This window comes from Luteimicrobium sp. NPDC057192 (assembly GCF_042670205.1).
Classification (GTDB): Bacteria; Actinomycetota; Actinomycetes; order Actinomycetales; family Cellulomonadaceae; genus Luteimicrobium.
The window spans coordinates 24,200-35,534 of the sequence record NZ_JBHUWD010000009.1; the positions used below are offsets into that span (position 1 = coordinate 24,200).

Sequence of the window (11,335 nt, forward strand, 5' to 3'; positions counted from 1 at the left end):
CAGAAGCTCAGCGCGCGATCAGCGCCACCAGCTCGTCGACGACGCTCTCCGCCCCCATGACCCGGCCGGTCAGCACGCGGTACCAGATCACCCCGAAGACGACGTCGAGCAGCGTGTCCACGGACGCCCCGGGCGGCAGCTCGCCGCGCTCCGCGGCCCGCTCGAGCACGGTCCGCAGCGCCGACCGGCGGTTCTCGATGAACCCGTCCCGGAAGCGGGCGCCGAACCCCTCGTCGAGCTGCGCCTCCGCCATGAGCGCGCGCAGGATCGCGACGACCTGCGGGGCGCGGCCGAGCGCGACGCTCGCCCCGAGGAAGGCGCGCAGGTCGGCGGACAGGGAGCCGTCGTCGGGCACGGGGATGTGGAGGTCTGCCTTCTCGACGAGCGCCTCCATGACGACGTCCGCCTTGGTGGGCCACCAGCGGTAGATCGTCTGCTTGCCGGTACCGGCGCGTGCGGCGATCTTCTCGACGGTCAGCGGCCCGTAGCCGTGCTCACCGACCAGCTCGACGGCCGCGGCGAGGATCGCGCGGCGGCTGTCCTCGCTGCGCCGGCGCCCGGGCCGGGAGGGGGTGGCGTCGTCCATGCGACGATGCTAGCGTAAATCGAACCGAGACGGTTCGTCTCGCTTTCTCGTCTCACTCAGGAGCCACCATGTCCGACCGCACCGCACGCACCGCCCTCGTCGTCGGGGGGACCTCCGGCATCGGGCTCGCGACAGCGCGCCGGCTCGCCGACCGCGGCTACGACGTCCACGTCGCCGGCCGGTCCGCCGAGCGCGTCAAGGCCGTCGCCGACCTCGACTCCCGCATCACCGCGCACCAGGCCGACGGAGGCGACCGGGCCGCCGTCGCCGACCTCGCCGCACAGCTCGCGCCGCTCGACGTCCTCGTCGTCACCCTCAGCGGGTCGCTCGGCATGGGCACCCTCGCCGAGCTGGACCTCAATGTCCTCCGCGAGGCGTTCGACGCCAAGCTCTGGGCGCACCTCGCGACCCTCCAGGCCGCCCTCCCTCACCTGGCTCCCGACGCGTCCGTCACCCTGCTCGGCGCGATCTCCGCCCACGCTGCCATGCCCGGCACCGCCGGGCTCAGCGCGCTCAACGCCGCCGTCGAGGGGCTCGTGCGCCCCCTCGCCGTCGAGCTCGCGCCGATCCGCGTCAACGCCGTGTCCCCCGGCGTCGTCGACACCGGGTGGTGGTCCGGCCTGCCCGACGACGCCCGCGCCGCGTTCTTCGAGGCGACCGCCGCGGCGGTCCCCGTGCGGCACGTCGCGACGGCCGACGAGGTCGCGGAGGTCGTCACGCTCGTCGCGACGAACCGCAACCTCAGCGGCACCGTGGTCGAGGCCGACGGCGGCGCGCGGCTCGTCTCGCTCTGAGCCGGCCCGCCCGGGCACGGCCGGTCAGAAGCTCAGCGCGCCATACCCTCACGAGCTTCTGACAACTCGCCCCGACGACGACGGCGCGCGGCTTCGTAGGGTGGGCGGGTGCGCCGCTCCCGAACCGTCCTCGCAGGTGGAACCGCCGTCGTCGTCGCGGCGCTGGCGCTCGCGGGCTGCGCTTCCGGACCCGCGACTCGCGACGCACCCCGGACCGGCACCACCACCGGAGCGGCGGCCGACCTCGCCGAGCTGGTCGCGGCACGGGCCCGCACCCTCTCCGGCGTCAGCGACGCGACGGTCGAGCGGCCCACGTCGGGACGACCTCGCGTCGTCGTGGTGAACGACGTGAGCCGTGGCGCACAGGGCACGGCCGAGCTCGTCGGCAGGCTCGTGGACGAGACCCAGACCACTCGTGCAACGGCCACCCCAGGCGCCCAGGCAGACGCCGGGATGCCCGAGATCTGGCTCGCCCCGGCGACCCCGGCCCACGCGGACGTGCGTGTCCTGGCGTGGACGCCGACCGAGGACGCGACGACCCCCGGCCCGGCGGGCCTCCCGCTCGCGTCGGAGGCGATGCGTGCGGCCTACCGCCTGGCCCTCACCCCGGGCGTCGTCGGGGTCAGGGCAGCGGGCGGGCCGGTCGAGGTGCAGGTCGCGCGGGCGTCCGACCTCGCGCCCGTCGCGGACGTGGCCCGAGCCGGCCGCATGCCCGTCGAGCAGGTCACGGTGCGCGGCGGCGGGAAGACCCTCGCGATCGCCGACGCCCCGGCCCACGTCGCCGTGGACGCGAGCGCCCGCTGGACCGACGACCCCACCGCCCCGACCTGCCGCCCCGGCGACCTCGATCTCACGCTCGTCGGGCAGGACGCGGGCCTCGGTCATCGGGCGCTCGTCGTCGGGGCGACCAACGCGTCGAAGGCCCCCTGCGCGCTCGACGGGTACCCCACGGTCGGCTTCGGGACCCTGACGCACGAGCGCCTCGACGTGCACGTCACCCACGGGGGCTCGTACATGGCGACGGACGCGGGCGCACACCGCGTCGTCGTACCGCCGCACGGGCGGGCGCTCGCGGTGGTGTCGTGGGACGCGTCGTCGACGGCGCCCGACTCGACCGGCCACGTCCCCGCGACCAGCGCCGAGGTCCGCCTCGCCGTCGCGCCCGGCGCGCCGACGACGACCCGGCCCGTCACCTCGGTCGTCCCGGAGCCGGGCGCGATCAGCGACCCACCGACGGACCTCGACCTGCTCGACGGAGGCCGCGCGACCGTCACCGCGTGGGCGCCGGGAACCTCGACGTTCGGCTGACACCCGCGCCCTGTGTCAGAAGCTCGACGCACTCTGCTGCCGTGAGCTTCTGACAAGCCGCGCTGCAGTCCGACCTGTCAGAAGCTCGACGCACTCTGCTGCCGTGAGCTTCTGACAAGCCGGCAAGCGCTCAGAGCGAGCGGCGTGCCCGGACCGAGCCGGCGAGCTCGCGCAGCAGGTCGGCCGTCGTCGACCAGTCGATGCACTTGTCCGTGACGGACTGCCCGTAGACGAGCCCGCTGGGCGCCGGAGCCTGCGCGCCCGCCTCGATGAAGCTCTCCATCATGAGGCCGGTGACCCCGGCCTCCCCCGTCGCGAGACGGGCGGCGAGCTCCCGCACGACCTCCGCCTGCCGGACGTGGTCCTTGCCCGAGTTGCCGTGGCTCGCGTCCACGACGACGCCCTGCTCGACCGCACCGCCCAGGCCCGAGGCGCGGGCGACCGAGAGCGCGGACGCGACGTCGTCGGCACCGTAGTTGGGGCCGCCGCGGCCGCCGCGCAGGATGACGTGGCAGTCGGGGTTCCCGGTCGTCTCGACGGCGGCCGCTCGGCCGTCCGCGGCCAGACCGAAGAAGGTGTGCTCGCTCGACGCCGCGACGCACGCGTCGACGGCCGTCTGGACGTCGCCGTCGGTCGCGTTCTTCATGCCGACCGGCATGGACAGCCCGGACGCGAGCTGCCGGTGCACCTGGCTCTCGACGTTGCGGGCGCCGATCGCGCCCCACGACACGGCGTCGGCGATGTACTGCGGGCTCGTCGGCTCGAGGAACTCCGTGGCCGCGGGGACGCCCGCGTCGAGGACGCCCAGCAGCACCTCGCGCGCGAGCCGGAGCCCGTGGCGCACGTCGTGGGTACCGTCGAGGTGCGGGTCGTTGATGAGGCCCTTCCAGCCGACCGTGGTGCGGGGCTTCTCGAAGTAGACGCGCATGACGACGAGGAGGTCGTCGGCCAGCTCGTGCGCGACGGACGCGAGGCGCCCGGCGTAGTCGAGCGCCGCGACCGGGTCGTGGATGGAGCACGGCCCGACGATCACGAGCAGGCGGTCGTCCTCGCCCGTGAGGACGTCGCGGATCTCCCGGCGCGACTGCGTCACGAGGTCGGAACGCCGCGTCCCGAGCGGCAGCTCGTCGAGCATGTCGCGCGGCGGGACAAGGGCGTCGATCTCCCGGATGCGCAGGTCGCTGGTGCTGGCCTGCAGCTCGGGACGGGTGGGGTCCGCGCTCATGTCGTCGACGGTACTGCCGTCTGCGGCCTCGAGGGTGGTGGTCATGGCGAGTGGCTCCTTGGGTTCTGCGCTCGGCTGTCGGCTGGTCTGTCTTCGTCGCCGTCCAGCCGGGATCCGCTCACCGGCTCGCCCGAGCCGGCCCGTCTGAACGACGAAGGGCCCGGACGCATCGCGTCCAAGGCCCTGTGCTGGCTCCGGGGGTCGTTGGTCAGGCGCAGGCCCGCCAGGCTCCACCCGGAGCCGGCGTAAAGCGCCAATACCAACGGTTGATCACGTCCAGCACGGTAGCACGGGCGTTTCGGCGCCCGCCCGGCCGTCTCAGCCCGTGGCCGCGCGCCCGACGACGCAGCGCACCCCGGGCGCGGTGGCCCGGGGTGCGCTGTGGTCGCGTGGGCGACGGGGGCGGGTCAGAACCCGGACGTCGCGACGAGCCGTCCGACGACCTTGCCGTCGGCGAGACGCTGGATGCCGTCGGGGATGTCGTCGAACGTGATCTCGGTGATCACGGGGTCGAGCTCGCCGGTGGCGAGGACGTCGTAGACGCCCTGCACGTCGTCCTTGGTCCCGCCCACCGACCCGACCAGCGTCACGGCCTTCGTGATGAGATCGCGCGTGTTGATGGTCGACTCGAGCCGACCCATCCCGACCTGCACGACCTTCCCGCCCGGCCGGACGACCGTGATCGCGTCGGCCGTCGTGGTGCCGAACCCGGCGAAGTCGACGATCACGTCGAGCCCGGCGTCGGCGAAGTCGGTGATCGACGTCCGGACGTCCTTCACGCCGGCCGCGCGCGCGTTGTCCCACACCGCCTCGTTGATCTCGGCGACGTAGACCTCGGCGCCTGCGAGCACCGCCATGCGAGCGCCGATCTGGCCGAGGCCGCCGAAGCCGATCACGCCGAGCTTGGTTCCCTTCGTGACGCCGCCGGTCGCCATGACCGCGTGGTGGCTGGTCATCCCCGCGTCGGTGCCCGCCGCACCCTCCGCGAACGACACGGTGTCGGGGATCCGGACCAGGGCGACCTCGTCGACGGCCATCTTCGCCGCGAAGCCGCCGTCGAACGCGTAGCCCGGGGCGCCGGCGTCGGTCGTCGGGCAGACACCGACGCGGTCGCCGACCTTCCAGTTCACAACCCCGTCCCCGACCGCGGCGACGACGCCCGCGACCTCGTGCCCGATGGTGATCGGCTGCTTCGCGAGCAGCGCGAGCCAGCCCTCGTCCTCGAGGAGCCCCACGTCGGAGTGGCACAGCCCGGCGGCCTTCACGTCGATCACCACCTGACCGGGGCCGGCGGCCGGCTCGGGGACCTCGTCCAGGACGAGCGGCTCGTGGGTGTGCGTGAACTGCCAGGCGCGCATGGTGTCTCTCCTCTCACCGGCACGCCGTGGAGATGGCGCGCCGCGCACCACCAGTTTACTGATTCGTGACTCTTTCGGTGGCCGTTCATGGCATGAGATGGGTCACGGCGGCGGGCGTCAGCGGGCGAAGAACTCCACGAACCGGGCCACGATCCGCCCCGGCACGGTCACGTCCGCGCCCTCGACCGACGTCACGACGGCATCCACCTCGGCCGGCGGGTAGTAGCCCTCGTAGCGGTAGGTGCGGATCCGTTCCACGATGCCCGGCACGTCGAGCTCCGGGTGGAACTGCGTCGCGTACACGTTCCGGCCCAGGCGGAACACCTGCACCGGGCACCCCGGGGCGCTCGCCAGGAGCACCGCGCCGGGCGGCAGCGACGCGCACGCCTCCTTGTGCCCGACGAACGCGTCGAACGTCGTCGGGAGGCCACGCAGCAGCGGGTCGGCGCGCCCCTCGTCCGTGAGCGTGACCGGGACCGCGCCGATGGGCTCCGCGTACGTGCCGTCGACGACGCCGCCGAACCGCGTCCCCAGCAGCCCCACCCCGTAGCAGGCGCCGAGGAGCGGGAGGTCCCGGGCCACCACGTCGTCGAGCACCTCGCCCAGCTCCGCCTCGACCCGGCGCTGGACGTCGGACTTCGCGTCCGGCGGGTCGCTCGCGTTGAACGGACCGCCGCCGACGATCAGGCCTGAGTACGCGGCGGGATCGAAACCGGGAAGCGCCTCGGCGAGGGGCCGCTCCTCCAGCCGGACGCGGACCAGCCCGTCCTCCGACAGCCCGCCGTAACGCCGGAACGCGTCGTACTCCGCGTCCGCGACGGCGTCGTCGGTCCGCGTCGCCAGCAGGACGAACGGCCTCATCCGGCGAGCGTAGGCGGACCCGACTCCGGTCGCAGGAGGACTGCGGCGCCCGGCTCGATCCCGTCCTCACCCGGCATCGCGTCGCCGTGCACCTCGACGCTCCACGAGCGGGTCCGCGAGCGGTCGAGGAACCGCGCCTCGTCCTCGGCCACCCCTGACCCCTCGGCCAGGACGACCCCGAGCCAGGCCCGGTAGCTCTGCTCGTCGGCGAACGCCATCTGGGTGACGACGTCGAAGTCGGCGGAGAACCGGCGCTCCGACCGATCGGGGAGATACCTCCGGCTGTAGCGGAGCGGTCGCAGCGGGAAGCTCAGGATGAACGGGGCGTGATGGTTCTCGTAGTAGTCGACGAAGTCGCGACGGTCCAGGCCGTCACGGGCGGTGAGCAGGGCGACGGTCATCAGCACGGAACCACGCTATCCGAGGCGCGGGGCGTCGCGGCCCGCGGGTCGTCGCACCTCCAGGGCCGTGGTTCACACCCGGCGCGGTACCGGCACCCGGTCGAGGTCCCGCGCCACGGTGAGCTCGCCGTCGAACACCTCGCGCGCCTCGCGCTCGAACTCGGCCGGGTCGGGATAGCGCTGCGAGAAGTGCGTGAGCACCAGGCTGCGGACCCCCGACTCCGCCGCGACGGTCGCCGCCTGACGCGCGGTCAGGTGCCCGTAGTGACGGGCCGCGTCGGCGTCGCGGTCGAGGAACGTCGACTCGATGACGAGGAGGTCGACGCCCTCGGCGAGCGCGTACGCGGCGTCGCAGAGCCGGGTGTCCAGGACGAACGCCGCCGACTGCCCTCGTCGCACGGTACTCACGTCCTCGACGCGGACCGTCCGCCCGTCGGCCCCGGCCGCGACGCCGTCGGCGACGAGCCGCCCCACGGCGGGGCCGGCCAGCCCGACGGCGTCGAGCCGCTCGGGGAGCAGGTGGCGCCCGTCGGGTTCGTCGACGCGGTAGCCGAACGCCTCGATCGTGTGGTCGAGCCGGCGGGCGGTGACGGCGAGGGGCGTCCGGGCACCCGGTCCGGGGCCACCGGGCACGAGCCCGTCGTCGCCGAGCGGCTGGAGGTCGAGCTCGACCGCCCGGTGGTAGACGGTCGCGTCGACGAGCCGCTCGACCCACGGCGCCCCGGACGCCGGGAAGCACACCGGGACGACGTGCGGCACCTGGTCGAGGCTGAGCCGCTGGACGACGCCCGGGAGGCCGAGAGCGTGGTCGCCGTGCAGGTGCGTCAGCGCGATCCGGGTGATCGACGACGCCGAGACACCCGCCCGCGTCAGCTGCCGCTGCGTGCCCTCGCCGGGGTCGAACAGGATCCCCGCGTCGTCCCAGCGCAGCAGGTACCCGTTGTGGTTGCGCTCCCGCGTGGGGACCATGCTCGCGGTCCCGAGGACGACGAGCTCACGCGCTGGCACGTCGACAGTCTCGCCTACGCGACCACGCGCAACCCGTGGTCGGTGCTGTTGAGCCGCCGTGCGCCGTCGTCGGCGACCGTGACGATGTCCTCGATCCGGACGCCGAACTCGCCGGCCAGGTAGATCCCGGGCTCGACGGAGAAGCACATCCCCGGAACGAGCGGCTGCGTCTCGCCCTCGACCATGTAGGGCGGCTCGTGGGTGGTGACGCCGATGCCGTGCCCGGTCCGGTGGAGGAACTGCGGCCCGTACCCGGCGTCTTCGATGACGGCTCGCGCTGCCCGGTCGACCTCCTGGCACGCGACGCCCGGCCGGACGGCGTCCACCCCGGCCTGCTGGGCCGCGCGGACGACGTCGTGCACCTCCCGCTGCTTCGCGCTCGGCTCCCCGACGCTCACGGTGCGCGTGGTGTCCGACCCGTACCCGTAGCGGAGGCCGCCGAAGTCGAGGACGACGAGGTCACCGTCCTCGATCACCCGCGGACCGGCCTCGTGGTGCGGGTTCGCGCCGTTCGGCCCCGACCCGACGACGGTGAAGTCCACCTGCTCGTGCCCGAACTGCCGGAGCAGGTCGGCGAGGTCCGCGGCGACCTCGGTCTCGCGTCGTCCTGCGAACCGGACGTGGACGATCTCCTCGTAGGCCCGGTCGGCGGCCGCGCCCGCCGCGGCGAGCCGGACCAGCTCGTCCGGCCCCTTGACGGCGCGCAGCATCGGCAGGCAGTCCGTGAGGGCGCGGTACGACGAGCCGGGCAGCGCGCCCTGCAGCCCGAGGAGGTGCAGCGCCCACGCGGAGTCCGAGACGCCGTAGCGTCGGTCCGGTCGCAGCAGGCCCGACGCCGCCGCGTACGGGTCGCTGCCGTCCGACCAGTCCGCGAACGTCACGGCGGGTGCGCCCGCGGCCGCCTCGGCGTCGCCCCGCTCGAGACGCGGCACGAGCAGCGTCGGCTCGCGGTCCGGGGTGAGCGCGAGGAGCGTCAGCCGCTCCGTGATCGCGGTCGGCTGGTACCCCGTGAGCCAGACGAGGTCCGGCCCGGGCGTGATGAGGACGCCGTCGAGCCCGGCGTCGACCGCCTCCTGCAGCGCGCGCTGCTGGCGGGCGGCGAAGTCGTCGGCGGTGAAAGGCGCGGGTGCGACGTCGTCGGGCATGGTCCCAGCGAACCACCGCAACGCAGCACGCGCCGAGCAAGCGGGTTCCGCGCCGAGCAAGAAGGAAGATCCCGCTTGCTCGACGCCGGACCCGCTTGCTCGGCGCCGACGCCGACCGCGCCGACGCCGACCGCACCGACGGCCAGGCCGCCGTCAGGCCGAGGCCCTCTCCCCCAGCCGCGCAGCGACGAGCTCCGCGAGCTGCACAGCGTTGAGCGCCGCACCCTTCCGCAGGTTGTCGTTGGAGACGAACAGCACGAGCCCGCGCCCGTCGGGCACGGACTGGTCACGGCGGATGCGCCCGACGAACGACGGGTCCTGCCCAGCCGCGGCCAGCGGCGTCGGGACGTCGGCGAGCGCGACCCCGGGTGCGCCGTCGAGCAGGTCGCGGGCCTCGCTCGGTGCGAGGGGCCGCGCGAATTCGGCGTGGATCGCGAGCGAGTGCCCCGTGAAGACGGGCACGCGGACGCAGGTCCCGGCGACGGGCAGGTCGGGCAGGTCGAGGATCTTGCGGGACTCGTTGCGGAGCTTCTTCTCCTCGTCGGTCTCGCCCTCCCCGTCGTCGACGATCGACCCGGCGAGCGGGATGACGTCGAACGCGATGGGCGCGACGAACTTCTCCGGCGCGGGCAGCGTGACCGCGGACCCGTCGTGGACGAGCCCGACGAGGTCCTGGCCCTCGGCGGCGGCGAGCTGCGAGCGCAGCTCCTCGACGGCGGCGAGCCCGCCGCCCGAGACGGCCTGGTAGGTCGAGATCACGAGCCGCTCGAGCCCGGCGGCGTCGGCCAAGGGCTTGAGCACGGGCATCGCGGCCATCGTCGTGCAGTTCGGGTTCGCGACGATGCCCTTGCGGGCCTCGCCGAGCGCGCCCGGGTTGACCTCGGACACGACGAGCGGCACGTCGGGGTCCATGCGCCACGCGGACGAGTTGTCGATGACGACGGCCCCCGCCTCGGCGAACCGCGGCGCGTGCTCCTTCGAGGTGCCGCCGCCCGCGGAGAAGATCGCGATGTCGATGCCGCGCAGGTCCTCGGTGGCGGTGTCGGGCGTCGACTCGACGACGACGTCCTCGCCCTTCCAGGGCAGCGTCGTGCCGGCGGAGCGCGGGGACGCGAAGTAGCGGATCTTCGCGACGGGGAAGTCGCGCTCGTCGAGCAGGCGGCGCAGCACGCCGCCCACCTGTCCGGTCGCGCCGACGACGGCGACGGTCAGGCCGTCTGCGAGGTTCGGGTTGCTCATGGTCGCGGCTCCCTTCAGCGCCCGGTGCCGCCGTACACGACGGCCTCGGAGGTGGACGCGTCCAGGTCGAACGCGGAGTGGACGGCGCGGACGGCGTCGTCGAGGTCGTCGGCGCGCGTGACGACGGAGATGCGGATCTCGGACGTCGAGATCATCTCGATGTTGATACCCGTGTCGCGCAGCGCCCCGAACAGCTTCGCGGAGACGCCGGGGTGCGACTTCATGCCGGCGCCGACGAGCGACAGCTTGCCGATCTGGTCGTCGTACTGGAGCGAGTCGAACCCGATCTCGGCCTGGATGGCGGTGAGCGCCGTCATCGCGACGGTCCCGTCGCCCTCGGGCAGCGTGAACGAGATGTCCGTGAGGCCGGTGCGGGCGACGGACACGTTCTGGACGATCATGTCGATGTTCGCGCCGGACCCGGCGACGACCTCGAAGATGCGGGCCGCGGTGCCGGGCACGTCGGGCACGCCGACGACGGTGATCTTGGCCTCTGAACGGTCGTGCGCGACGCCGGAGATGATCGGGGCTTCCATGGCGAGCTCCTCGGGGACGAGGTCGGAGGGTGCCCTCAGGGCACGAGCGGAGGGTGCGGCGAACGTGGTGGAGGTAGCGGCGGGCACGACGCCGTACGCGTTGGCGCTGACGAACGTGCCCTCCTTCGCGGAGAACGACGACCGGACGTGGATCGGCACGCCGTACCGGCGGCCGTACTCGACGCTGCGCAGCGCGAGCACCTTGGCGCCCGACGCCGCCATCTCGAGCATCTCCTCGTACGTGATGCGGTCGATCTTCCGGGCGCTCGGGACGATGCGCGGGTCGGCGGTGAACACGCCGTCGACGTCGGTGTAGATCTCGCAGACGTCGGCGTCGAGGCCGGCCGCGAGCGCCACCGCGGTGGTGTCGGAGCCGCCGCGGCCGAGCGTCGTGACGTCGTTCGTCGACTCTGTGACGCCCTGGAACCCGGCCACGATGGCGACCTGGCCGCGCTCGACGGTCTCCCGGATGCGGTGCGGGACGACGTCGACGATCCGTGCCTTGCCGTGCACGGCGTCGGTGATGACGCCGGCCTGCTGGCCGGTGAACGACTTGGCCCGGACCCCGAGGTTGTTGATCGCCATCGCGAGGAGGGACATCGAGATCCGCTCGCCGGCGGTCAGGAGGATGTCGAGCTCGCGCTGCGGGGGAAGGGGGGTGACCTGCTGGGCGAGGTCGAGGAGCTCGTCCGTCGTGTCGCCCATCGCCGAGACCACGACGACCACGTCGTTCCCGGCCCTCCGGGTCGCCGCGATGCGCTTCGCGACCCGCTTGATTCCTTCGGCGTCCGCCACGGACGAACCGCCGTACTTCTGCACGACAAGTGCCACTGTCTGCTCCAATGTCGCCGGCCTCCGTCTCTTTCAACGGCCC

General features: G+C 73.6%; 11 protein-coding genes. 2 read left to right on the forward strand and 9 right to left on the reverse strand.

Annotation, left to right across the window (positions count from 1 at the left end; all coding sequences use genetic code 11):
• Nucleotides 1-7: 7 nt before the first annotated feature.
• Nucleotides 8-586, reverse strand: coding sequence for a TetR/AcrR family transcriptional regulator (locus ACFT5B_RS06400; RefSeq protein WP_386797158.1), 579 nt, complete (start codon nt 584-586; stop codon nt 8-10).
• 68 nt (nt 587-654) lie between these two features.
• Here ACFT5B_RS06400 and ACFT5B_RS06405 point away from each other — a divergent pair, with 68 nt between their 5' ends.
• Together ACFT5B_RS06405 and ACFT5B_RS06410 are read left to right on the forward strand one after the other, a co-directional pair.
• Nucleotides 655-1,380 carry an SDR family NAD(P)-dependent oxidoreductase gene (locus ACFT5B_RS06405; protein ID WP_386797159.1) on the forward strand — a complete coding sequence of 242 codons (726 nt, stop codon included), beginning with the start codon at nt 655-657 and terminating at the stop codon, nt 1,378-1,380.
• Nucleotides 1,381-1,488: 108 nt separating this feature from the next.
• Nucleotides 1,489-2,688: a DUF4232 domain-containing protein gene (locus tag ACFT5B_RS06410; RefSeq protein WP_386797160.1), complete on the forward strand. Its 1,200-nt coding sequence runs from the start codon at nt 1,489-1,491 to the stop codon at nt 2,686-2,688.
• A 130-nt stretch (nt 2,689-2,818) separates the two neighbouring features.
• On the opposite strand, the gene ACFT5B_RS06415 is transcribed toward ACFT5B_RS06410, so the two are convergent.
• The 8 genes from ACFT5B_RS06415 to ACFT5B_RS06450 form a co-directional block, all read right to left on the reverse strand.
• Complete coding sequence (locus ACFT5B_RS06415; RefSeq protein WP_386797228.1) at nt 2,819-3,913, reverse strand: 3-deoxy-7-phosphoheptulonate synthase; 1,095 nt, start codon at nt 3,911-3,913, stop codon at nt 2,819-2,821.
• Between the two features lie 407 nt (nt 3,914-4,320).
• Nucleotides 4,321-5,271 (reverse strand): zinc-binding dehydrogenase, encoded by a 951-nt coding sequence (locus ACFT5B_RS06420; RefSeq protein ID WP_386797161.1) that lies wholly within the window; start codon nt 5,269-5,271, stop codon nt 4,321-4,323.
• A 117-nt stretch (nt 5,272-5,388) separates the two neighbouring features.
• Complete coding sequence (locus tag ACFT5B_RS06425; protein WP_386797162.1) at nt 5,389-6,132, reverse strand: glutamine amidotransferase; 744 nt, start codon at nt 6,130-6,132, stop codon at nt 5,389-5,391.
• Entirely contained in the window at nt 6,129-6,533 is a 405-nt protein-coding gene (locus ACFT5B_RS06430; RefSeq protein WP_386797229.1) for an EthD domain-containing protein, read from the reverse strand. Before ACFT5B_RS06430 ends, ACFT5B_RS06425 begins: the two co-directional genes overlap by 4 nt.
• Before the next feature lie 72 nt (nt 6,534-6,605).
• Nucleotides 6,606-7,541: a ribonuclease Z gene (locus tag ACFT5B_RS06435; RefSeq protein ID WP_386797163.1), complete on the reverse strand. Its 936-nt coding sequence runs from the start codon at nt 7,539-7,541 to the stop codon at nt 6,606-6,608.
• 14 nt (nt 7,542-7,555) lie between these two features.
• A complete protein-coding gene (locus ACFT5B_RS06440) occupies nt 7,556-8,686 on the reverse strand; it encodes a M24 family metallopeptidase (protein ID WP_386797164.1) in 1,131 nt (376 codons plus the stop codon).
• Nucleotides 8,687-8,839: 153 nt separating this feature from the next.
• Nucleotides 8,840-9,925 carry an aspartate-semialdehyde dehydrogenase gene (locus ACFT5B_RS06445; RefSeq protein WP_386797165.1) on the reverse strand — a complete coding sequence of 362 codons (1,086 nt, stop codon included), beginning with the start codon at nt 9,923-9,925 and terminating at the stop codon, nt 8,840-8,842.
• Between the two features lie 14 nt (nt 9,926-9,939).
• Nucleotides 9,940-11,292 (reverse strand): aspartate kinase, encoded by a 1,353-nt coding sequence (locus ACFT5B_RS06450; RefSeq protein WP_386797166.1) that lies wholly within the window; start codon nt 11,290-11,292, stop codon nt 9,940-9,942.
• Nucleotides 11,293-11,335 lie beyond the last annotated feature (43 nt).

Bases quoted from the DNA above. Each gene is read 5' to 3' on its own strand.
- ACFT5B_RS06415 (WP_386797228.1), bottom strand. From the start codon at position 3,913: ATGAGCGCGGACCCCACCCGTCCCGAGCTGCAGGCCAGCACCAGCGAC.
- ACFT5B_RS06405 (WP_386797159.1), top strand. From the start codon at position 655: ATGTCCGACCGCACCGCACGCACCGCCCTCGTCGTCGGGGGGACCTCC.
- ACFT5B_RS06425 (WP_386797162.1), bottom strand. From the start codon at position 6,132: ATGAGGCCGTTCGTCCTGCTGGCGACGCGGACCGACGACGCCGTCGCG.
- ACFT5B_RS06420 (WP_386797161.1), bottom strand. From the start codon at position 5,271: ATGCGCGCCTGGCAGTTCACGCACACCCACGAGCCGCTCGTCCTGGAC.
- ACFT5B_RS06430 (WP_386797229.1), bottom strand. From the start codon at position 6,533: ATGACCGTCGCCCTGCTCACCGCCCGTGACGGCCTGGACCGTCGCGAC.
- ACFT5B_RS06445 (WP_386797165.1), bottom strand. From the start codon at position 9,925: ATGAGCAACCCGAACCTCGCAGACGGCCTGACCGTCGCCGTCGTCGGC.
- ACFT5B_RS06440 (WP_386797164.1), bottom strand. From the start codon at position 8,686: ATGCCCGACGACGTCGCACCCGCGCCTTTCACCGCCGACGACTTCGCC.
- ACFT5B_RS06400 (WP_386797158.1), bottom strand. From the start codon at position 586: ATGGACGACGCCACCCCCTCCCGGCCCGGGCGCCGGCGCAGCGAGGAC.